The sequence below is a fragment of the Streptomyces sp. NBC_01433 genome (assembly GCF_026340105.1).
In the GTDB taxonomy this organism is placed as follows: Bacteria; Actinomycetota; Actinomycetes; order Streptomycetales; family Streptomycetaceae; genus Streptomyces.
In genome coordinates this window covers 5,692,968-5,715,069 of the sequence record NZ_JAPEPM010000001.1, presented here as the reverse complement: position 1 = coordinate 5,715,069, position 22,102 = coordinate 5,692,968, and the positions used below count along the sequence as shown (strand labels likewise).

The 22,102-nt window shown below is 71.6% G+C and carries 20 protein-coding genes and 1 pseudogene; 9 read left to right on the top strand and 12 right to left on the bottom strand.

Annotated elements, in window-relative coordinates; translation table 11 throughout:
* Positions 1-125: 125 nt before the first annotated feature.
* Both OG413_RS25640 and OG413_RS25635 read right to left on the bottom strand, forming a co-directional pair.
* A complete protein-coding gene (locus OG413_RS25640; protein ID WP_266809107.1) occupies positions 126-1,544 on the bottom strand; it encodes a HEAT repeat domain-containing protein in 1,419 nt (472 codons plus the stop codon).
* 264 nt (positions 1,545-1,808) lie between these two features.
* On the bottom strand, positions 1,809-2,201 hold the full coding sequence (locus OG413_RS25635) for an ankyrin repeat domain-containing protein (RefSeq protein ID WP_073722513.1): 393 nt from the start codon (positions 2,199-2,201) through the stop codon (positions 1,809-1,811).
* A gap of 312 nt (positions 2,202-2,513) precedes the next feature.
* Between OG413_RS25635 and OG413_RS25630 the strand changes: the two genes are divergently transcribed.
* Together OG413_RS25630 and OG413_RS25625 are read left to right on the top strand one after the other, a co-directional pair.
* Positions 2,514-2,708 (top strand): hypothetical protein, encoded by a 195-nt coding sequence (locus OG413_RS25630; RefSeq protein WP_073722514.1) that lies wholly within the window; start codon positions 2,514-2,516, stop codon positions 2,706-2,708.
* Between the two features lie 35 nt (positions 2,709-2,743).
* Positions 2,744-4,489, top strand: coding sequence for a hypothetical protein (locus OG413_RS25625; protein WP_266809103.1), 1,746 nt, complete (start codon positions 2,744-2,746; stop codon positions 4,487-4,489).
* Between the two features lie 79 nt (positions 4,490-4,568).
* Here the strand turns inward: OG413_RS25625 and OG413_RS25620 are convergent, their stop codons facing one another.
* Positions 4,569-6,068 (bottom strand): PLP-dependent aminotransferase family protein, encoded by a 1,500-nt coding sequence (locus OG413_RS25620; RefSeq protein ID WP_266809101.1) that lies wholly within the window; start codon positions 6,066-6,068, stop codon positions 4,569-4,571.
* A gap of 102 nt (positions 6,069-6,170) precedes the next feature.
* Between OG413_RS25620 and OG413_RS25615 the strand changes: the two genes are divergently transcribed.
* The 4 genes from OG413_RS25615 (at position 6,171) to OG413_RS25600 (ending at position 9,668) form a co-directional block, all read left to right on the top strand.
* On the top strand, positions 6,171-6,848 hold the full coding sequence (locus OG413_RS25615) for a YitT family protein (RefSeq protein ID WP_266809099.1): 678 nt from the start codon (positions 6,171-6,173) through the stop codon (positions 6,846-6,848).
* Complete coding sequence (locus OG413_RS25610; protein ID WP_266809097.1) at positions 6,845-7,609, top strand: glycerophosphodiester phosphodiesterase family protein; 765 nt, start codon at positions 6,845-6,847, stop codon at positions 7,607-7,609. Before OG413_RS25615 ends, OG413_RS25610 begins: the two co-directional genes overlap by 4 nt.
* Before the next feature lie 46 nt (positions 7,610-7,655).
* Positions 7,656-9,029, top strand: coding sequence for an MFS transporter (locus OG413_RS25605; protein ID WP_266809095.1), 1,374 nt, complete (start codon positions 7,656-7,658; stop codon positions 9,027-9,029).
* 264 nt (positions 9,030-9,293) lie between these two features.
* Positions 9,294-9,668, top strand: coding sequence for an RNA polymerase-binding protein RbpA (locus OG413_RS25600; protein WP_003959706.1), 375 nt, complete (start codon positions 9,294-9,296; stop codon positions 9,666-9,668).
* Between the two features lie 293 nt (positions 9,669-9,961).
* Here OG413_RS25600 and fxsA read toward each other — a convergent pair whose 3' ends face one another.
* From fxsA to OG413_RS25580, 4 genes are all read right to left on the bottom strand, one after another.
* Positions 9,962-10,561, bottom strand: a complete 600-nt coding sequence (fxsA, locus tag OG413_RS25595; protein WP_266809093.1) for an FxsA family membrane protein — start codon at positions 10,559-10,561, stop codon at positions 9,962-9,964.
* 111 nt (positions 10,562-10,672) lie between these two features.
* Positions 10,673-11,440, bottom strand: coding sequence for a polyprenol monophosphomannose synthase (locus OG413_RS25590; RefSeq protein ID WP_266809091.1), 768 nt, complete (start codon positions 11,438-11,440; stop codon positions 10,673-10,675).
* 553 nt (positions 11,441-11,993) lie between these two features.
* Positions 11,994-13,640, bottom strand: coding sequence for an amidohydrolase (locus OG413_RS25585; protein WP_266809089.1), 1,647 nt, complete (start codon positions 13,638-13,640; stop codon positions 11,994-11,996).
* A gap of 80 nt (positions 13,641-13,720) precedes the next feature.
* Complete coding sequence (locus OG413_RS25580; RefSeq protein ID WP_266809087.1) at positions 13,721-14,161, bottom strand: Lrp/AsnC family transcriptional regulator; 441 nt, start codon at positions 14,159-14,161, stop codon at positions 13,721-13,723.
* A gap of 202 nt (positions 14,162-14,363) precedes the next feature.
* Between OG413_RS25580 and OG413_RS25575 the strand changes: the two genes are divergently transcribed.
* Positions 14,364-14,762, top strand: coding sequence for a hypothetical protein (locus OG413_RS25575; protein WP_266809085.1), 399 nt, complete (start codon positions 14,364-14,366; stop codon positions 14,760-14,762).
* Between the two features lie 602 nt (positions 14,763-15,364).
* Here OG413_RS25575 and OG413_RS25570 read toward each other — a convergent pair.
* Complete coding sequence (locus OG413_RS25570; RefSeq protein ID WP_266809083.1) at positions 15,365-16,537, bottom strand: acyl-CoA dehydrogenase family protein; 1,173 nt, start codon at positions 16,535-16,537, stop codon at positions 15,365-15,367.
* 407 nt (positions 16,538-16,944) lie between these two features.
* Between OG413_RS25570 and OG413_RS25565 the strand changes: the two genes are divergently transcribed.
* Positions 16,945-18,219, top strand: coding sequence for a glycoside hydrolase family 18 protein (locus OG413_RS25565; protein ID WP_266809081.1), 1,275 nt, complete (start codon positions 16,945-16,947; stop codon positions 18,217-18,219).
* A 94-nt stretch (positions 18,220-18,313) separates the two neighbouring features.
* Here the strand turns inward: OG413_RS25565 and OG413_RS25560 are convergent, their stop codons facing one another.
* From OG413_RS25560 to OG413_RS25545, 4 genes and pseudogenes are all read right to left on the bottom strand, one after another.
* The gene (locus OG413_RS25560) at positions 18,314-18,628 is read right to left on the bottom strand and encodes an SCO1431 family membrane protein (RefSeq protein ID WP_266809079.1); all 315 of its coding nucleotides are present in this window, start codon (positions 18,626-18,628) and stop codon (positions 18,314-18,316) included.
* 2 nt (positions 18,629-18,630) lie between these two features.
* Positions 18,631-18,708 (bottom strand): annotated as a pseudogene (locus OG413_RS25555) (short-chain dehydrogenase); the annotation flags it as partial.
* Between the two features lie 43 nt (positions 18,709-18,751).
* Positions 18,752-19,468: an ABC transporter ATP-binding protein gene (locus tag OG413_RS25550; RefSeq protein ID WP_266809077.1), complete on the bottom strand. Its 717-nt coding sequence runs from the start codon at positions 19,466-19,468 to the stop codon at positions 18,752-18,754.
* Between the two features lie 379 nt (positions 19,469-19,847).
* Entirely contained in the window at positions 19,848-21,245 is a 1,398-nt protein-coding gene (locus tag OG413_RS25545; protein ID WP_266809075.1) for a peptidase C39 family protein, read from the bottom strand.
* A 186-nt stretch (positions 21,246-21,431) separates the two neighbouring features.
* Between OG413_RS25545 and OG413_RS25540 the strand changes: the two genes are divergently transcribed.
* Positions 21,432-22,043, top strand: a complete 612-nt coding sequence (locus OG413_RS25540; protein WP_266809073.1) for a uridine kinase — start codon at positions 21,432-21,434, stop codon at positions 22,041-22,043.
* Positions 22,044-22,102 lie beyond the last annotated feature (59 nt).

Here is a 22,102-nt window from a genome sequence, read left to right as displayed (position 1 = left end):
CCCGCGACACCGACGGGCAAGCGGACTTCGGCTCGGCTGAGCTCGGCTCGGCTCGGCTCACGAAGAGTGCCGCGAGCCGCGGTCCGCCACCGCCCCGCCCCGAGTCAGCCCGCCCCGGGTCCGCGTCAGACGGCCGGCGCGTCGGGTCCGATCCGGCTGCGTACGGCGGTCTGCACCTCGGCCTCCTCGGCCGGATCGGCGGCCAGCCGGCGCAGGCGTTCGGCGACCCGGATGTCACCGGTCTCCGCATGGAGCGCGGCGACCTCGCGGGTGGTCTCCTCGCAGTCCCACAGGCATTCCACCGCGAATCCGGTGGCGAAGGACGGGTCGGTGGCGGCCAGCGCCCGTGCCGCCCGGCCCCGCAGGTGCGAGGAGGACGTCTCGCGGTAGACGTGGCGCAGTACGGGGGCGGCGCAGGCGATGCCCAGGCGGCCGGTGCCGTCGACGAGGGTCCACAGCCGCCGGGCGTCGGGCCCGTCGCCGCGTACGGCTTCGCGCAGGGCGCCGAGCACGAGCGGAGCGTCCTGGGCCGTTCCCCGGCAGGCGAGGAGTCCGGCGGCGGAGGCGCCGAGCGCGTCGGGCCGGTGCGCCCAGCGCCGGGCCCGGTCCACGGCGGCTTCGCCGGGCATCCGCTCGAAGGCGGCGACGGCCGCTTCGGCCACGGTGCGCGAGGGGTCGGCGGCGGCGGCCTCGATCAGGTCGAGCACGGCCGGGTCCCGGGCCTCCACGAGGTAGTGCAGAGCGGCGCAGCGGGCGCCTTCGGGGCCGCTGCGGGCGGCCTCGACGATCATCGGCCGGTCGTCGGGGCCGGAGACGGCGGCGAGGCAGCGGGCGGCGGGGATGTGGAGTCCGCTGCCGCGTTCCAGTGCCTGCTGGGCCCAGTCGAAGACGGCCTGGACGCTCCAGCCGGGGCGGGGGCCGCCGGCGCTCAGCTGGCGCTGCCACCGGTCGAACGAGCCCTGTTCACCGGCCGCTCTGACCCGGGCGCCGACCCCTTCGCGCGAATCGTCGGCCCACAGCCGCCATGGGCGCGGTTCGTAGGCGTCGCGTACGGCGACGGCCAGTTCGGCGGCGCCCTCCGGGGTGGCCGGGAAGCGGCCGAGCACGGGCACGGCGAGGGAGCGCAGCCCGGCGTCGTCGTCGCGCAGGGCCAGTTCGTCCAGTGCCCAGGCCCAGTTGGCGCCGGTGGCCGCGTACCACCGCAGCAGCGCGAGCGCGTCGTCGCGCCCGTACGAGGCGAGGTGTCCGAGGACCGCGAGGGCCAGGCCCGTGCGCGAGTCGTCGGTGTCGACGTGGTCGTCGGGATCGCGCAGGTGCCGCTCGATCTCTTCGATGCCGCCGTCGAGATCGAGGTACAGGCGCGCGTAGTAGAGGGAGCGGTTCTCGACCTGCCAGTCGTGCCGCGGGTCGCTCAGAACGCAGTGATTGAGAGCCGCGAGGGCCTCGGGGCGCGGCGCGGCGAGCGCGTGGAGGGTGCCGTCGCCGCGGCCCCTCTGCAACAGGCCGAGCAGGGTGCCGCTCGGCGCTATGAACGGATCGAACATGGAAAATGCCTCACATCAAGCTGTCGACGCAACCGGGACTGTGCCGTTCCACGTGCCCGTGGGCACTATGCCGCGCAGCAACATGATCGGCCGACCGCCGTCTTCTGCCTGGTGTAGACCATCTTCCTCTGCCTCTCGTCGGTGGTCCTGAGCGGACCCGCGACGTCATGATGACCCAGCCATTTCGCCACCGCGACCACATTTACGACGGACCGGTCAGCGGACATACCGGCGGGCATGCCGCACACCGTGCCCGCGGGCGCCTCAGCGGGCACCGAAGCGTTCCAGCAGGTCGGTCTTGCCGAACATGTGCGCCGTGTCCAGCGCGGACGGCGTTCCGGCGGCGGGGTCGGCGCCCGCGGCGAGGAGCGCGTCGATCACGCTGTTCTCGCCCTTGAAGACGGCTCCGGCCAGCGGGGTCTGCCCCCGGTCGTTGGCCCGGTCCGGGTCGGCGCCGCGGGCGACGAGGGCGGTGACCGCCGGGGCGTGCCCGTGGTAGGCGGCGAGCATCAGGAGCGAGTCGCCCCGGTCGTTGGTGAGATTCGCGGGTACGCCGGCGTCGACGTACGCGGCGAGCGCGTCCGCCTCACCGCGGCGGGCCAGGTCGAAGACCTTGGTCGCCAGCTCGACCACCTCGGGATCGGGGGTTTCGCTCATCGGACGGACCGCCTTCCATAACCGTTATCGCTGCCGCTGACCTGGTGGGAAGTACGGCACGGGGCCGTACGAGTGAATCGACAGGGTACTGCTCCGGGGCCGACATGACCCGGCCCGGATGCGGCAACAGATCACCGCGAGTGACTCCTTCCCGGCGTGGAGGCCGAAATGCTCCGGCCGGGCAACCAACTTCCTTCCGCCAGTCAAGTGAAAATGCATGTTTTTCACCTGAATGACCTCTTTATCGTATAGATACTTCCTGTGAGCCTGGAAGGACTCATGGTGACTGTCCCCCCAACCAGGAGAACACTCATGATCCTTTCCATCTCGGGCGTCGTCCTGCTCGGCATCATCGTCTTCCTCTTCTTCAAGAAGGACGGGCTCAAGGCGTCGCACGCCCTCATCTGTGCCCTGTTCGGCTTCTATCTGGCCGGCACCGCCATCGCACCGAGCATCACAGCGGGCGGGGCGAGCCTCGCCGGCCTGCTGGGCGGGATCAAGTTCTGACGCTCCGCAACCGCTTCCACCTTCAGGAGACAGACGTGGCCCGGCGACCACTCCCCCGCATTCTGAGCAGCGGCAGCGCTTCGATCACTCGCAGTCGAGAGATCGCGCGTACGGCCGCCGACAGCGCCACCGACGTACTCCATCCGCTGATCACGGTCACTCGTGGTCTGCGGCTGCTGGCCGTGGCCGGACGGCAGAAATGGATCGCGACACCCAAGGAGCGGCGCGGTCCCAAGCTGTTCCTCGCCGCGGCCTGCGTGCTCGTGGTGGCGCTCATCCCGCACGGGCCCGTGCTGGCCCTGGTCTCGGTGATGGGCGCTGCCGCCTGGAAGGGACGGGAACGCACCCCTGTGAGGACCGGCCCCGACGACGCCGAGACCGCGCGGCTGCAGTCCCTCTACGAGGCGCTCGTGCCCTACTTCTCCGTGGCCGACGACCCCAGTCCGCTGTTCTCCCACGGCGGCGACTGGGAGAAGGTCTTCGGCGGTTTCGCGTTCGACGACGACGGCCGTCTCACCCGTCTCCAGGTGTCCTACCCGGCGTACTTCACCGACGGCGAGGCCGCTGCCCGGACCCGGATCGAGCAGCTGCTGCACGCCAAGTCGGGCCGCGGCCGCGAGTACCACTTCGCCTGGGACGAGGAGGCCAACCAGCTCGTGATGACGGTGCTCGACGCGCTGCCCACCTCGATCGCGGCCCAGCGCTTCGTCACCGCTCCGGGCGAGACCGTCCTCGGCTTCACCGACGCGGGCGCGGTCCGGCGCACCGTCCCGGTGCGGGACGGCGACGAGACCCGCGACGCCTCCCCCGTCGTCTGGCGGACCGGCGCCCGTTGCACGGAACCCCACCTGCTGGTCGTCGGGCAGCCCGGCAGCGGCACCACGACCCTGCTCCGCTCCATCGCCCTCCAGGCCCTCCAGCACGGCGACGTCCTCGTCGTCGAAGGCAGCGGAGCCGGTGAGTACGGCGCTCTGACCGGCCGGGCCGGAGTCCTCGCCGTGGAGTGCGGGCTGACCGGAGCGCTGGCGACCCTGGAATGGGCCGCGCACGAGACGGAACGCCGCCTGATCGCCGCCAACCGCGCGCGGCAGGCCGGGCACCCCGCTCCCGACGACATCACGCGCCCGCTCTGGGTCCTGCTGGACCGGCCCAGTGCCCTCGGACACCTCGCGGCGGCCGACGGCAGGCCCGATCCGCAGGAGCTGCTCCAGGTGCCGTTGCGGCACGGCCGGGCGGCCGGGGTCACCGTGGTGATGACCGACCAGTTCGACAGCCTGGACACCCTCAGCGAGACCGTACGGACCCACACCCGGGCCCGTGCCGTCCTCGGCCCGGCCTCGCGCGAGCAGATCGAGTCCGTCCTCGGCATCCAGCCGCACACCACCCCGACCGCGGAGGTCCCGGCCGGCCGGGGGTACGCGCGGCTCGGCGCGGGACCGGTGCTGCGGCTCCAGGTCCCGGCCACACCCGACCCGTACGACGACGCCACGAGCGCCGCGCACCGGCAGGCGGTACTCGACCTGCTGCCTGCCCGGCAGAACCCGCTGGACGCGGACATGCCCGCCCGGGAGACGGACGGTGCGGACGTCGCGGAGCCCCTGCCGATGTCTCTGCCGGAGCCGCTGGTGATGCCTCGGTCGATGCCGGAGGAAACGATCGCGGCCGAAGTGATCCGGGTGGAGGCCGAACCCGTGGAGACGGTGCCGATCGAGGCCGTACCGATGGACGCCAGGCCCTCGGAGCCGCTGGGCAAGCCCCAGCCGGCGGTCGCCGAGGGGTGATTCCCCTCCGCGCACGCGACGGCGGGCGGCGGGTCGCGTGACCCGCCGCCCGCCCGCCGTCCCGCGAGGCACACGGCTCTCAGGCCACGAAGCTCCGAGGCGCCTCGACCCCGGCGCCCGCCCCCGACCTCACCAGCTCCGCGGCGGCCGCGAGCCGGAGGGCCGCCTCGTCCGCCACCGGGCCGCCCACGGTGAACGGCAGCCGTACGTAGCCCTCGAACGCCCCGTCGACGCCGAACCGTGGACCGGACGGCACCCGCACGCCGACCCGCTCGCCCGCCACGGCCAGCCGGGAGCCGGAGAGGCCGCCCGTACGCACCCAGAGGGTCAGCCCGCCGCCCGGCACCTCGAACTCCCAGTCCGGCAGCTCCCGGCGCAGCGCCGTGACCAGGGCGTCCCGGTTCTCCCGCGCCTGGCCGCGCCGGACCTCCACCGCCTGCTCCCAGCCTCCGGTGCGCATCAGCCAGTTGATGGCGAGCTGCTCCAGAACGGGTGTGCCCATGTCGGCGTAGGCGCGGGCGGCCACCAGGCTGCGGATCACATCCGGGGCGGCCCGCACCCAGCCGATCCGCATGCCGGCCCAGAACGCCTTGCTGGCCGAGCCGACGGTCAGGACCGTGCTGCCCGCGGGATCGAACGCGCAGACCCGGCGCGGCATCGCGACATCGGCGTCCAGGCGCAGCTCGTTCATGGTCTCGTCGACGACCAGGACCGTTCCGGCGGAGCGGGCCGCGTCGACCAGGGCCCTGCGCTGCTGTTCGTCGGCCAGGGCACCGGTGGGGTTGTGGAAGTCGGCGACGACGTAGGCGAGCCGGGGTGCCGAGTCGCGCAGCACCTGCCGCCAGCGGTTCATGTCCCAGCCGCCGAGCCCCTCCTCCATCGCCACCGGTACCAGCCGGGCGCCCGCCTCGCGCATCAGCTGGAGGATGTTGGCGTAACTGGGCGACTCCACGGCGATGCGCTCACCGCGTCCGGCGAAGAGATGACAGATCGCGTCGATGGCGCCCATCGCCCCGGTGGTGACCATGATCTGTTCCGGCATCGTCGGGATGCCGCGCTCGGTGTAGCGGTCGGCGATGAGCTGTCGCAGCGCGGGCAGGCCCGCCGGGTAGTCGCCGTGCGTGTGCGCGTACGGCGGAAGTTCCTCCAGCGCCCCCTGAACGGCCCGGGTCAGCCACGGCTCGGGGGCCGGCAGCGAGGCGCAGCCCAGGTCGATCATCGAGCCGAGCGACTCCGGGGGCAGCGGTTCGAGCCCGCGGGCGGGCAGCGGGTTGCCCGCCGGGACCGCCGTCCAGCTGCCGGCGCCGCGCCGGGACTCCAGGAATCCTTCGGCCCGCAGCGCCTCGTATGCGGCGGCGACGGTCGTCCGGCTGACGGCCAGCGCCAGGGCCAGCTCCCGTTCGGCGGGGAGCCGGGCGGCGACCGGGACCCGGCCTTCGAGGACGAGCAGCCGCACCCCGTCAGCGAGCGCGCGGTAGGCGGGCGGCTTGCGGCTGCCCGGTCCGGCGGGCCGGGGCTGCTGGGCCTGGAGCTGCCGGGCGAGCTGCGCGGCACCGACCGTCGAAGTCCACTGCACCATCGAAATCAGTCCACCTTCCTCGGATTGGCCATAGTTGGCAGCCAATCCCCTGCCACAGAGTGACACGCAGCAGTCCACTACCACCACAGCAGGGGGCACCACATGTTCAGGACCACCGCCCGGAACGGCACCCACCTCACCCGGCGGCTGGTCCAGCTGTACGTCGGCCTGGCGCTGTACGGCGCGAGTGCGGCGGTCCTGGTACGGGCCGGACTGGGCCTGGAGCCGTGGGGCGTGCTGCACCAGGGCCTCACCGAACTGACCGGCATCTCCATCGGCGTCGTCTCGATCATCGTCGGCGCGGTCGTGCTGCTGCTGTGGATCCCGCTCCGGCAGCGCCCCGGGCTCGGCACCGTGTCGAACGTCTTCGTGGTCGGCCTGGCCATGGACGGCGCCCTCGCCCTGCTGCCGGAGGCGCACGGGCTCGGGGCGCGCGTCCCGCTGATGCTCGCCGGAGTCCTGTTCAACGGGGTGGCGACGGGGCTCTACATCACGGCCCGGTTCGGCCCCGGCCCGCGCGACGGACTGATGACCGGCCTGAACCGGGTCACCGGACGGTCCATCCGGCTGGTCCGCACGGCGATCGAGGTGGCCGTCGTGGTCACCGGCTTCCTGCTCGGCGGCTCGCTCGGCGTCGGCACGGTCCTGTACGCGCTGGCGATCGGCCCGCTCGCCCAGGTCTTCCTTCGCGTCTTCGCCGTGCCGTCGCCCGCCGAGGACCCGGAGAACCCCGAGAACGCTGCCGCCCCGACACCGGAGCGGGCCATACTGCCGCAGTGAACTCTGGACGCCACCCCTATCTGGACCACCCCACGACGATTCCGTTCGCCCATCGCGGCGGGGCGGCGGACGGGGTGGAGAACACCGCGGCCGCGTTCCGCCGGGCGGCCGCGGCGGGCTACCGCTACTTCGAGACCGATGTGCACACCACGGCCGACGGGCGGCTGGTCGCCTTCCACGACGCCACGCTGGACCGGGTGACGGACGGCCGGGGGCGGATATCCGAACTGCCGTGGAGTCAGGTGCGGCGGGCCAGGGTGGCGGGCAGTGAACCGCTGCCGCTCTTCGAGGAGCTGCTGGAGGAGTTCCCCGGGGCCCGCTGGAACGTCGACCTGAAGACGGAGTCCGCGCTCGCACCGCTCCTCGCCCTGATCCGCCGCACCGATGCCTGGGACCGGGTGTGCGTCGGCTCGTTCTCGGAGGCGAGGGTGGCCAGGGCGCAGCGCGCGGCCGGTGGGCGGCTGGCCACGTCGTACGGGGTGCGCGGGGTCCTGGGCCTGCGGCTTCGCTCGTACGGCATTCCGGCGGCGCTGCGCGCGGGTGCCGTGTGCGCGCAGGTCCCGGAGAGCCAGAACGGCATCCGGGTCGTCGACCGGAATTTCGTCCGTACGGCGCATGCGCGCGGACTCCAGGTCCATGTCTGGACGGTGAACGAACCGGAACGGATGGCGGCACTCCTGGACCTCGGAGTCGATGGCATCATGACCGATCACATCGAGACGCTGCGAACGGTGCTGAGTGAGCGGGGGGCCTGGGCATGACGCCGGTCCGTCCACGTACGCACGGGGACGACCGAGGGGGCGCGGGTTGAGTACGGGAACCACAGGGACGGCCGATCCGGCGGAGCTGCCGCCGGACACCGGAGCGGCGGCCGCCCGCCTGCGTGAGCAACGCGGCTGGTACTTCTACGACTTCGCCTGCTCCGTCTACTCCACCAGCGTGCTCACCGTCTTCCTCGGCCCCTATCTGACGTCGATAGCCAAGGCCGCGGCCGGCCCGGACGGGTTCGTCCACCCGCTGGGCATACCCGTGCGGGCCGGATCGCTGTTCGCGTACGCCGTCTCGGCATCGGTCGTGGTGGCCGTGGTGCTGATGCCGATCGTGGGCGCCGCCGCGGACCGTACCGGCCGCAAGAAGCCACTGCTCGCGGCGGCCGCCTATGTCGGCGCGGCGGCGACGACCGGAATGTTCTTCCTGGACGGCCACCGCTATCTGCTGGGCGCCTTCCTGCTGATCGTGGCCAACGCGTCGATCTCCGTGTCGATGGTGCTCTACAACTCCTATCTCCCGCAGATCGCCGAGCCGGAGGAGCGGGACGCGGTCTCCTCGCGCGGCTGGGCCTTCGGGTACACCTCGGGCGCGCTGGTCCTGGTGCTGAATCTGGTCCTCTACACGGGCCACGACTCGTTCGGGCTCTCGGAGTCCGACGCGGTGCGCGTCTGTCTCGCCTCGGCGGGTGTGTGGTGGGGCGCCTTCACCCTCATTCCGCTGCGCCGGCTGCGCGACCGCCGGGTGCCGCCGGACGGCGAGGGGGCGGTCGGCTCGGGCTGGCGACAGCTGATGGCCACCCTGCGCGACATGCGCCGCCACCCCCTCACGCTGTCCTTCCTCCTCGCGTATCTCGTCTACAACGACGGGGTGCAGACGGTGATCTCGCAGGCCTCGGTGTACGGCTCCGAGGAGCTGGGCCTCGATCAGACGACCCTGATCACGGCGGTGCTGCTGGTGCAGGTGCTCGCGGTGGCGGGTGCCCTGGGGATGGGGCGGCTCGCCCGGGTGTACGGCGCGAAGCGCACGATCTTGGCCTCCCTGGTGATCTGGACGCTGATCCTGGTCGCCGCGTACTTCCTGCCCGCCGACGCGCCCGTCTTCTTCTACGTGCTGGCGGCGGCGATCGGCCTGGTGCTGGGCGGGAGTCAGGCCCTGTCCCGTTCGCTCTTCTCGCACCTGGTGCCGCGCGGGAAGGAGGCCGAGTACTTCTCCGCGTACGAGATGAGCGACCGGGGCCTGAGCTGGCTGGGGCCGCTGGTCTTCGGTGTGGCGTACCAGCTGACCGGCAGTTACCGGGAGGCGATCATCTCGCTGGTCCTCTTCTTCGTGCTCGGTTCCGTACTGCTCGCGAGGGTGCCGGTACGGCGGGCCGTGGCGGCCGCGGGCAACCCTGTTCCGGACCGGATTTAGACGTTGAAGTGAAAGGCCGGTAGTGTACGCCTTTGGCCTGCCCGGAGGACCGTTACTGCGAGTGGAAGCAACAGAACCGTTGGGTGACACCTTCCACCAGATGTGACAAACCGGGCATTGGTGGGTACTCAACCCTGAAAAAGCAGCGGCACGACGGGCGACGCATGACCGGCAACGGGAATCTTTACCGCCGACCGGACGTTGACCGGATGACGACGACAGCGACTTCTGTCCTGTGGGCGACAAGCCCGGGAGGCACGATTCATGAGTGAGCGAGCTCTCCGCGGCACGCGACTTGTGGTTACCAGCTACGAGACGGACCGCGGCATCGATCTGGCCCCGCGCCAGGCGGTGGAGTACGCATGCCAGAACGGACATCGATTTGAGATGCCGTTCTCGGTAGAGGCGGAAATTCCGCCGGAGTGGGAGTGCAAGGCGTGCGGCGCCCAGGCACTTCTGGTGGACGGGGATGGCCCCGAGGAGAAGAAGGGCAAGCCTGCGCGTACGCACTGGGACATGCTCATGGAGCGGCGCACCCGCGAGGAGCTGGAGGAGGTGCTGGCCGAGAGGCTGGCGGTTCTGCGCTCCGGAGCCATGAACATTGCCGTGCATCCGCGGGACAGCAGGAAATCTGCCTGACCGCGTAACACCGCATAGAAGAGCCGCGGGCCGTGACACAGATTCTGTGTCACGGCCCGCGGCTCTTCGCTGTGCCCGGCTCCAGGACCTGCGGCTTCCTGGTCGCGGTTGCCGTGCGCGCTCCGGACCCGCGGGCCGTGTGCGCTCGGGGCATGTGGGCCGTGCGCGCTCCGGACCCGCGGGCCGTGTGCGCTCGGGGCATGTGGGCCGTGCGCGCTCCGGACCCGCGGCTCGGGCGTCGGAGCGCCCCGTCGGGCGAGGCCCGGACGGGGCGCTCCGGCCCGGTTACGGCGTCAGGGGCTCAGGGGCGGGCGCGGGCCCCGGGGGTCGTCGTCGGGGCGTGAGGGCGCCTGTGTGCCGTCCTCGCGGATGACCTCGCCCTGGACGACCTTTCCATCCGGCCGGTGCATACGGGCCTGCTGGAAGGCGCCCGAGAGGCTGTCGGGCGACGCGGCCCGGATCCGGCGCTCCAGGGAACGCTCCACGGACCGGCTGAGCATCGTGCGGACCGGCGGCACCAGCAGGAGCAGCCCGGCCAGGTCCGAGATCATGCCGGGGATCATCAGCAGCAGGCCGCCCAGCATCAGGAAGCCGTTGCCCTTGGTGCCCGCGGGAGCGGCGGGCGGGGTGGCGGGGGCGCCGGGCTGCCCCGGCATCTGCTGAAGGGTCTCGGTGAGATTGCGGAAGGCGCGCCGCCCGGCCCGTTTGATGACCACGGCTCCGAGGACACCGCCGGCCACCAGGAGCAGCAGGACGGTGAGCCCGCCCGCCGCGCCTGCCACCACGGTCAGCAGCCAGATCTCCAGCACCAGCCAGGCGGCGATGCCGAGCGGCAGGAAGGTGCGGGCGCGTGAGCGCTTCGGACGGGTCGGGGGCGGTGTGCCGGTCGTCATGCCCCCAGTGTGCCCGTAAGGGCGTGCAAGTGACGTAAGGGGGTGATCATGACGCGACGGCGGCGGACCCTCGGGCGGTCTCGACGCTCGGCCGGCCGGGGGGGGGGACCCTCAGGAGTGCTTGCGGCCCAGGACCTTGTTGGTCCGGGTCGTGATGCCCCAGCCGGTGACCCGCCACAGTGCCTCGACGAGGATGTCCCGGCTCATCTTCGAGTCGCCGATCTCGCGGTCCACGAAGGTGATCGGCACCTCGACCACGTGGTAGCCCGCTTCGACGGAGCGGCGGGCGAGGTCCACCTGGAAGCAGTAGCCCTGCGAGGCGACCTCGTCGAGACCGAGGCCCTTGAGGGTCTCGGTACGGAAGGCGCGGTAGCCGCCGGTGACGTCCCGGACCGAGAGGCCGAGGGCGAGGCGGGAGTACAGGCTGCCGCCCCGGGAGATCATTTCGCGGCTCTTGGGCCAGTTGACCACCCGTCCGCCCGGGACCCAGCGGGAGCCGAGGACCAGGTCCGCACCCTTGAGCGCGGTGAGCAGCCGGGGCAGCTCCTCGGGCTGGTGGGAGCCGTCCGCGTCCATCTCGACCAGAACGCCGTATCCGTGCTCGGAGCCCCAGCCGAAGCCCGCCAGATAGGCCGCGCCGAGCCCTTCCTTGCCCTTGCGGTGCAGGACATGGACCTTGTCGTCCCGCGACGCGATCTCGTCGGCGGCCTTGCCCGTGCCGTCGGGGCTGTTGTCGTCGGCGACCAGGATGTCGGCCTCCGGCACGGCGGCGCGCACGCGGTCGACGATCGGCTTGATGTTCTCGACCTCGTTGTAGGTCGGAATGATCACCAAGACCTTGCCGAGCGGGCCGTACTGCCTCTGACCGCCGTCGTTCACTGCTGCCCCTTAAAGTCCGTACGCAGACGCACACCATATCGAGCGCATCACCGCCGGACTCCGACGCGGTCGCCCAGCCATGCCACGCAGGTCGGGGCAGACCCGTGGAACCAGGGACAGAACTGGCGGCCGGAGCCGCGGACAGCACTGCGGATCGGGGCCCGGCGCCCTTCGGGCCGACCTGGGACCCGCTGGCTGCGGGTCGACCGAAAGCCGTTGTCTACTGAACGTCCGGGCCCCACCCGGGTCGCACCCTCCGTCCGGCTGAAACCTTCCCTCGCCCCCGAGGCGCGGACGCTGAACCTGGCTGTCAGTGGTGGTGCGCCGGTGCGGCACACCACCCCATGACCCAGCGGCGTTCGACGACTGCGTGGAGGTTTAACCGGTCGGACGTCCTGTGGTGGACTCGGCCGAACCTACCGGCCCGTGGGCGCGTTCTGTCAACAGTCGCTCAACCTGCGGCTTTTGCCCAAATTGCCTGGTCGGCGCCGGAGATCCGCAGGTCGCGGCAGAATGCGTACGCCTTCGATCGGCGGTACGAAATGTCCACACGTCACTCGTTCGGTCGTACGTAGACTGTTTGTCCGAACACCACCGTGCGCAGGCAGACGGGGAGTTCGGCTCCGGGAGTGAGATCGGGCAGGCCGGGGGTGCCGGACCGGGGGTCGGTCGACCAGCGGGCGACCCGGTCGTCGGGCGCCTGGACCAGCAGTTCGTCGGTCCGCCAGATCGCGTAGTCGGCCGGGGCGCCGGGCACCAGGAGCCCCGCGTCGTCGCGGCCGACGGCCCGCCAGCCACCACGGGTGTGGGCGGTGAAACCGGCCCGTACGGAGATCCGGTGCCCAGGTGTCCGGTGGAAGGCGGCGGCCCGCACCGTCCCCCACGGATCCAGCGGGGTGACCGGACTGTCCGAGCCGAAGGCGAGCGGCACACCGGCGCGCAGCAGGGCCGCGTACGGGTTGAGGGTCGCCGCCCGCTCCGCACCGAGGCGTTGGGCGTACATGCCGTCCGCGCCGCCCCAGGCCGCGTCGAAGGCGGGCTGGACGGAGGCGGTGAGGCCCAGTTCGGCGAAGGCGGCGACGGTCTCGGGGGTGAGCATCTCGGCGTGTTCGACCCGGTGGCGGGCGGCGCGGATCCGGGCGAGCCCGAGCGTCCCGGCGGCGGCCCGGACGCCGTCGACGACGGCGGAGACCGCGGCGTCGCCGATGGCGTGGAAGCCCGCCTGGAGCCCCGCCTCGGTGCACGCGGTGACATGGGCGGCGATCTGCGCGGCGTCCAGGTGCGCGGTGCCCGTGTGCGGGGCGTCCGCGTACGGCTCGTGCAGGCAGGCGGTGTGCGAGCCGAGGGAACCGTCGACGAAGAGGTCCCCGGCCGCGCCGATCGCGCCGAGTTCCCGGACGCGGCGTGCGCCCTTCTCGTCGGCGACCGGCTCGGCCCAGAGCCCGAAGACCCGCGGCCCGGGATGCTCGGCGGCGAGCTTCAGGAGGCCCGTGAAGTCCTCCTCGTCGGAGATGTCGGGTCCCGCGCACTCGTGGACGGTGCCGATGCCGAGCGAGGCGGCGTGGCTCAGCGCGGCACGCTGGGCGTCCGCGCGCTGCCGGGCCGAGAGCGCGCCGTGCGCGGCGGACCGCACGGCGTGGTGGGCGGCGCCGGTCAACGGCTCGTCGGGGTGATATCCGGTCATCTCCGTGACGCCCGGGACGAGATCCAGCAGGGCGGTCGTGACGACCGCGGAGTGCACATCGATCCGGGGCAGATAGACGGCCCGGCCGCCCGCGGCCGCGTCGAGTTCGCCCCTCGTCGGGTGGCGCCGCTCGGGCCAGCGGGCCGCGTCCCAGCCGTGTCCGAGCAGCACCCGGTCGGCGGAGCGACTGTTTGCGAACGCACGTACGAGATCGAGGGCTTCGGCGAGGGTGCGGGCGCCGGAGAGATCGAGCCCGGTCAGGGCCAGGCCGGTCGCCGTGGTGTGCACGTGGGCGTCCGTGAAGGCCGGGGTGACCAGGGCTCCTTCGAGGTCGACCACATCGTCGACGCCGCTCGCGAAGGCGTCGGCGGCCCCTTCGGAACCCACCCAGGCGACATGCCCGCGTTCGACGACCATCGCAGTGGCGAATGGATCGGCCGGGCTGTGGACGTCTCCACCGCGCAGCAGCACGGTGCGGTGTTCGGGGGCGCTCTGGGAGGCGGTGCTGTCGGTCATGTGACCAGTCTCGCGCCTGCCCGGAGCCTTCCGCTCCGCACCCCCCTCACCGAAGGGCTGTCCCCACGGCCTCCGGGACCTCAGATGTGCGGTGGCCGCGCCTCGTACGGGGTGGACAGAACGACGGTCGTACGCGTGGACACGCCGGCCAGAGTACGGATCCGGCTGAGCAGGTGCTCCAGCTCCAGCGGGGTCGCCACACGCACCTTGAGGATGTAGTTCTCGTCCCCGGCGACGCTGTGGCACGCCTCCAGCTCCGGCACCCCGGCAAGCCGCTCCGCGATGTCGTCCGGCGCGCTCGGGTCGAACGGCTTCACCGAGATGAACGCGGTGAGGGGCAGGCCGACCGCCTCGGGGTCGACGACCGCGGCGTAACCGCGGATCACCCCGCGCTGCTCCAGCCGGCGGACACGCTGATGAACGGCCGAGGTGGACAGGCCCGTGGCCTTGCCCAGGTCGGTGTAGCTCATCCGCCCGTCCTTGACGAGCAACTCCACAATCTGACGGTCCAGCTCCTCCATGCGGATCAACCTATTGCCCCAGGTCCCTCCCGGCACACCCGCGGGGGCCCAGGAAGGGCACCTGCGGGCGGCATGTGACGAATACCACAGGTTTACGGGTGGGTAGGCAACGGCCTCGCGGTTACGGCCCGCGCGCGACGGGAAGTGCTTGCTGTGGCCGAGGGCGTGGCGCCTTGCCGGCCCACCCGAGGGGGGAATTCCCATGCAGAGCCTGAAGCTCACCGGACGTACCGAACCTGAACCCGCCGATCCGGACGAGGACGGCGCGCCCGACGCGTACGACACGTTCGAGATGTTCCGAGTGATCTGCCCGGACTGCACGCAGCCGATCGCGCTCCTGGCCGACGAGGACGTCCTCCCGGAGCACGCGCTGTGCCCCACTCCCTGGAACCCGTTCGTCCTCACGGTGTGCGCCGGCACCGGGCGCGGCGCCTCGGACGCGCGGGCCGCCGACGAGTCGCTGGAGGTCCAGGAGCAGGAGACGGCCCTGCTGCTGACGCTCCCTCAGGGCCTCGACTGGCGGATGCAGCCCTTCTCCCACGCCGGTGGCCCCGGCTCGCGCCCGCTGCAGGTGTCGCCGATGCGGCGACACGCCGCCTGACGGCTCCTCACCCCTGCGCCGCACCACGACGGACCGGCCGACGTGGTGCCCGCGGCAAGCGAATCCGCCGCTCCCCGGTGAGCTCAGGGCTGTCCCGCTAATCCATGGCGGGCGCGCGACCGGCATACGTGCGCGTGGCGCGACGCGCGGTCGGCTCGGACAAAGTGACGAACTGGCGCCCGAATCGGCCGGACAGTGACCCGGCGGCGCCTGTCGGCGTTGGCCCGGCATGACGATGCTGCATTCAACAGCCGGCCCCGGTCGCCGCCGTCTCGCCTCCCCGCCTCCCGAAGAATCGGTTCCGCAGCCGGTGCCGCAACCGGGCCCGCCATCCGCGTCGCAGCCCGGTGCCCCCACGGCGCCCGCACCCGTGGCCCAGCCGTCAGCACCCCGCCCCGCCGCCCGGTCACTGCCGCGTTCCGTCCCGCAGCCCATGCCCCGGGCGACGGGGCGCTCCGCCATGACGCCGGCTGCCGAACCGCCCGTCTACCGGGCCATGCTGCGCCGTTGGGAGAGCGCCGGGCGGACCCTGCCGGGCCGCCACGACCAGGAGTGGAACCGGATCATGGCCACACCCGTGTGGTCGGAGGGGCCCTTCCGGTTCAGCGCGTCTCGGGACCCGCGAGATGGCGGGCGATGACCATCCGCTGGATCTGATTGGTCCCTTCGACGATCTGGAGCACCTTGGCCTCGCGCATCAGCCGCTCGACCGGGAAGTCGAGGGTGTAGCCGTAGCCGCCGAGCACCTGCACCGCGTCGATGGTCACCCGCATCGCCGCGTCCGTACAGAACAGCTTCGCCATGGCCGCCTGCCGCGAGAAGGGCTGCCCCGCGTCGCGCAGCCGGGCCGCCTCCAGATAGAGCGCGCGCCCCGCCTCGATCTGGGTGGCCATGTCGGCGATCATGAAGCGCAGTCCCTGGAAGTCCGCGATGGGGCGGCCGAACTGGCGGCGCCCGGTGGCGTATCCGACCGCTTCGTCCAGGGCCGCCTGGGCGACACCGATGGCACACGCGGCGATCCCCAGGCGCCCGGAGTCGAGCGCGGACAGCGCGATGGCGAAGCCCTGCCCCTCCTCGCCGATGCGGCGGTCGTCGCCGATGCGCACGCCGTCGAAGTGGAGTTGGGCGGTGGGCGAGCCCTTCATTCCCATCTTCTTCTCGGGAACGGCCGCGTTCAGGCCCTCGGCATCGCCGGGGACGAGGAAGGCGGTGATGCCGCGCGGGCCCTCGGCACCGGTGCGGGCCAGCACGGTGTAGAAGTCGGCGATACCGCCGTGCGTGATCCAGGCTTTGGTGCCGGTGATGATCCAGTCGTCACCGTCCCGTACCGCCTTCGTGCGCAGCGAGGCGGCGTCGGAGCCCGAGGAGGGCTCGGAGAGGCAGTAGGCGCCCAGCAGGCCGCCCGAGAGCATGGCGGGGAGGTGCGAGGCCCGCTGCTCCTCGGTGCCGTATCCGGCGAGCGCGTGGCAGGCCAGCGAGTGGACGCTGACGCCGAGACCGACCGTGAGCCGGGCCGCGGCCAGTTCCTCCAGCACCTGGAGATAGACCTCGTAGGGCTGGTCGCCGCCGCCGTGCGCGGAGTCGTAGGGCAGTCCGAGCAGCCCGGACTCGGAGAGCAGGGTGAAGACCTCGCGCGGGAACGTGCCCGCTTCCTCCTCCTCGGCGGCCCGGGGAGCGATCTCCTTCGACACGATGTCGCGCACGAGCGCGACGAGCTGCCGGGACTCCTCGGTGGGCAGACGGCGTTCCACCAGCTGCGGGGCACGGTCGGACATGACGGCGCTCTCCTCCCTGTCGGGCGTTGCGACGGTCGCGCGCGCGGGGTGTGAGCGGCGCCGCCGGGTGATCTCCCGGGCCACGCCCGGGAATAGCGGTACTCCGCAACCGATCCTGCCCTCTCGGATCACGAGAGGCGCTGGCCAGCGGCTGTTGCGGGTCGAGTATGCCCGATGGGAGCGCTTGCGTCACGGGGTGCCCGAGGGAGGGACGGTCATGGAAATTGGTACGAACCATTGACCCAACTGGTCTAGTCCATCTACGGTTCCACCGAACGCCTCGCCGCGTTCATGCCAACCCGTACGGAGCTCGGCTGCGCACCGGACCCACCTGTGCGCGGGGGCCTCCCGTGCGGTGGCCCACCTTGCACCCCCCACGCTCAAGCCCTCCCCCACGAGGAGCCACGATGTTCACATCGCACCGCCCCCGCGCCCGGTTCCGGGCGCTCGCCGCAGCCGCTTGTACGGCCGCCCTCGGCGCCACGCTGCTCGGCGTCGCGGGTACGTCTTCAGCCGGCGCGGCCCCCGCCGCCCAGCAGGCGGCAGCTCCTGCCGCCGCCGAGGCCGCCCCCACCGCGGCCGGTAACAAGGTGGTCGGATACTTCACCAACTGGGGTGTCTACGACCGCAATTACCACGTCAAGAACATCGAGACGTCGGGTTCCGCAGCCAAGCTCACGCACATCAACTACGCCTTCGGCAATGTCACCGGAGGCAACTGCTCGGTCGGCGACTCCTACGCCGACTACGAGAAGGCGTACACCGCCGACCAGTCGGTCGACGGGGTGGCCGACACCTGGGACCAGCCGCTGCGCGGCAACTTCAACCAGCTGCGCAAGCTGAAGAAGCTGCACCCGGACCTCAAGATCCTCTGGTCCTTCGGCGGCTGGACCTGGTCGGGGGGCTTCGGTGAGGCGGCCAAGAACCCGGCCGCGTTCGCCGAGTCCTGCTACAACCTGGTCGAGGACCCCCGCTGGGCCGATGTCTTCGACGGCATCGACATCGACTGGGAGTACCCCAACGCCTGCGGCCTGACCTGCGACACCAGTGGCCGCGACGCCTACGGCAACCTGCTGTCCGCCCTGCGCACAAAGTTCGGCACGGGCAACCTGGTCACCTCGGCGATCACCGCCGACGGCTCGGACGGCGGCAAGATCGACGCCGTGGACTACGCGGGAGCGGCGAAGTACCTCGACTGGTACAACCCGATGACGTACGACTTCTTCGGCGCCTGGGACGCGAAGGGCCCGACGGCTCCGCACTCCCCGCTGACCTCCTACACCGGCATTCCGCGGGCGGGCTTCAACACCGACGCCGCGATCTCCAAGCTCAAGGGGCTCGGCATCCCCTCCGAGAAGCTGCTGCTCGGCATCGGCTTCTACGGCCGCGGCTGGACCGGGGTCACCCAGTCCGAGCCGGGCGGTACGGCGACGGGTGCGGCAGCGGGCAAGTACGAGGCGGGTATCGAGGACTACAAGGTCCTCAAGAGCAGCTGCCCGGCGACGGGCACCGTGGCCGGAACGGCGTACGCCCACTGCGGCACCAACTGGTGGAGCTACGACACCCCGGCCACCATCGCCTCGAAGATGCAGTACAAGAACCAGCAGGGCCTGGGAGGCACCTTCTTCTGGGAGCTGAGCGGTGACACCACCGACGGCGAGCTGATCAAGGCGATCAACTAGCACCGACGGATCGCACACGAGGGCGGGGAGCCGGGCGGGCTCTCCGCCCCTTCCGCGTGCGCGGATCACACGTGCGCGAACACACGTGCGCGGATCACATCAGTCCGGCCTGGGTGACGAACATGGCGAGCACGACCACGAGCGTCCAGCCCAGAATGTTCTCCAGCAGCCCGTACCGGTCCCCGGGGCCCCCGGTACGGGCGCGGCGGGCGCGGTTCGCGGTCAGGGCATCCCACTCGTTCGTGCGGTTGCGGACGTCCCCCGTTGACCCGAGTGCCGCGGAAGCGGGCCCGAATCTCGCCGTGGTGCCAGGCGGCGTCCCGCGTGTCCTGGCGGAATACGCGGTAAGCGTCCGGAACTGGGCGAATCCTCTCGACTGTCGTCGGCGTCCGCCGCGCTCTCCCGGCATCCGACTCCCACGGTCGCTCTGTCGCGGACAAGGCGCGCGACGATACCGCGGCCGACTCCGCGCGAACCTCCGGTCACCAAGGCGACCTTTCCGGCCGGCGAACCTCCTTACTTCGCCCGTCGTTCATACCGTGGCTCCGTCCCGGTACGAAGCCGCCTGGAGGCCGTAGAGCTCGGCGTACAGGCCCTTGAGGGCCATGAGCCGCGTGTGCGAGCCGTGCTCGACCACGCGGGCTCCGTCGATCACGGCGATCAGATCGGCCATGCCGACGGTGGAGAACCGGTGCGAGATCAGTACGGTGATCTGTGACGCGGCGTCGGCTCCGTGCCCGCGCGCAGCCGTCGCGTAGCGCTCGAACAGAACATGTTCCGTCTCCGCGTCCAACGCGGACGTCGGCTCGTCGAGGACCATGAGCAGGGGCTTGTCCCGCATGAATCCGCGCGCCAGCGCGATCCTCTGCCACTGCCCGTGGGAGAGATCGACACCCCCCTCCCAGGTCGGACCCAGCCGGGTGTCCACGCCGCGTTCGAGTCCGGAGACGGTCTCGTCGGCCCCTGCTCGGGCGATCGCTCCTTCAACGGCCGACCGGTTGTCGATACGTGCCAAGTCACCCAGCCCGACGGATTCCACCACGGGATACTCGAACCGGAAGAAGTCTTGGAAAGCCCCTGTGACACGGGCACGCCAACCATCCGAAGAGAACCGGCCGAGATCCGCTCCGTCCACGGTGATACGCCTGAGGTTGACCGCGGTCACCGGGTCACTGTCGAAGAGGTCCCGCTGCCCCTCCGTAGCCCCGCGCCGCTCGACCGACGCGAACCACTCCACAGTGGTCCGCACACGGGGCTCCTCCCCCTGGTCGGGGAGAGAGGTGCTGGCGTTCCATCGTGACGCCCTTGCCGACGCCGAAGCTGAGCGTCCACTTGGTGATGCGGTTCTTCTTCGCGTTGACGGTCAGTTCGAAGGAGTAGATGTACGGCGGCTGGTCCCGGACCTTCTTCCAGTGGCTCTTGAACTTTTGTGCCACGGTGAGGTTCAGGTCGGGCACCGTGAAGTGGACGGTGGTGGGGACAATGCCCCTGACCGGCTGACGCGGGTCGCCGATGGTGGGGCTGCTTCTCGGCGGAGTCGGAGAACGTGACCCCGTGCGCACCTCCGGTGGGGCCGTGGGGCCATCAGGCGAGCGCGTGCGGTGAGGCGGGCGTGGCGCCCGACATGCTCACAGCAGGCCGAACGACCTCAGCACCCGGCGCTGAACCGGTGTCGGCCGCGCCGGCCAGTAGACGTAACAGACCCCGCCCGTACCGCTCCTGACCTTGCCGTTCGCGTCGTAGCGCTTGGTGCGGAGCCAGATGTTCTCCCATTCGCGCCGCTGGTAGACGCGACGCACGGCCGGGTTGTCGGGCGACGCGGGGTCGTTGGCGATGATGTCGCCCTGCGCGGTGAAGCCGATCACCGTCATCAGATGGCCGGAGGTCCCGTAGCCCGCCCCGGTCAGCTCCTCCTTGAGGAAGGACTGGGACGTGATGACGGGGATGCCGGCCCGGACCAGCTTCTCCACGTCGGTGAGCGAGCCGAGCCGGGTGACGACCGCGCTCATGTCGTGGTACGTGGCCGCGTAGGCGGCGTTGAAGGGCCAGTTGCCGCAGCCCTCGTACTGATAGTCGAAGGTGTACCGGGCCGCGTGGCAGATCTGCGGGTCGGCGAGGCCAGGCTTGACCCAGGCGAGGTCCTCCGCCGTGGGCCTGCGCCCCCAGTATTCGATGATCATCTGCGAGGAGGTGGGGCTGCACCAGGCCTCGCCGCCGTTGTCGTACTCGGGGTACTCCCCCACATGGACGTTCTGCGAGTAGCGGGGCACCCGCAGTTCACGGGTGAGCCCGGGGGTGCTGGCCGGGACGGTGAAACGGTCGGGGACGTCCGAGGCCATCGCGCCGAGCCGCAGGACCGTCGGGGTGAGCCCGCTGCCGGGGGTGCGGTACAGGGTGACCCGCAGCCGGTACGAGGCCAGCCGCAGCCCGCTCGCCGGGTCGTCCACGGAGAACGTGTCGGTCCAGACGGAACCCTTGCCGTCGCTCTGGTCGTCGACGGAGGTACGCCGGATGTCGCCGTCGCCCGCCGCCCAGCGCCCCATCACGAACCACGGCGTCGCGGTCCCGTCCGAGTAGCCGCCGCTCAGCTCGATCCGGATCCAGGTGCCCACCGGGGTCGTGGCGTTCCAGGAGGCGATCACCTCGGTCGCCGGCACCGTGGAGCGGTGGACCGGCGAGGTCCAGGTCGCGTACTCCCAGGTGGCGGACTTCCCGGTGTGCGGGTCGGTGTAGTCGGCGGTACCGACGGGGGTGGCGATCACCAGGCCGGGCCTGCGGCCCGCCGTGGCACGGGTTCCGTCGCCGGAACCGCGGCGCCAGTCGGTGTACGTACTCCAGAAACGGTTGTCCACGTCGGATGCCGCCGCCCAGGGTGCCGGGGTCCGGCCGGAGGAGCCGAACGGGTCGGAGGAGCCGGAGGAGGGTGCCGCGGCCGCCGCGGGGCCGGCGGACGCCACCGGGCCGGCCGCAGCCGCTGCCGCGAGTGCGGCGGTCAGTACGGTTCTGCGTGAAGTCGGTCTGGTCATGGGCGAGACCCCCGGTCGTGAGCGGTGGTGGGGCTGCGGGTACCGATCCGTGCGCCAACTATCGCGGGTCCCGGCCGGGTTCTGCCAGTGATTCGCCGTGTGCCGCACCATCAATATTGGTCTGGTCCACTGATGTGACCTGCGCGTGCTCCGGACCGCTCGAAGACCGGACCGTACGCTGGACACATGAACGACCTGGCAGGCCATGCGGCAGCCCTGCGCACCCTGCCCCCTTCCTGCGGGCCGGTGCGGCTGATCGCGATCGACGGGCACGCGGGCTCGGGCAAGAGCACCTTCGCGGCCCGGCTCGCGGCGGCCCTCGGCGACGCGCCCGTACTGCACCTGGACGATCTCGCCACCCACGATCAGCTCTTCGACTGGACGGACCGGCTGCGCGAGCAGGTGCTCCTGCCGCTCTCGCGCGGGGAGTGCGCCCGGTATGCCCCGTACGACTGGACGGCCCGGCGCTTCGGTCCGCCCAGGACGCTGGAGCCCGCGCCCGTGGTACTGGTCGAGGGCGTGGGTTCCGGCCGCCGGATACTGCGTCCGCGACTGGCCGCGCTGTGCTGGATGGAGTGGGACCGGGGCCCGTCCTGGGAGCGGGGGCGTCGTCGCGACGGGCCGGGGCTCTCGGAGTTCTGGGACGGCTGGACCGCCGCCGAGGAGCGGCATTTCGCCACCGATCCCTCCCGCCCGTTCGCCGATGTCCTGGTACGCCAGTTGCCGGAGGGATACGAGTGGCTGGAGGGACCTCGTGCGGCAGCAGGAGTGACTCGTTCCCTCACCCAGGGTGAGTAGCGGAGTGGTCTCTGCCGAGCGCCCGGGATTCGGCCCGGAAGTCCGCCAACTCGGCTTGA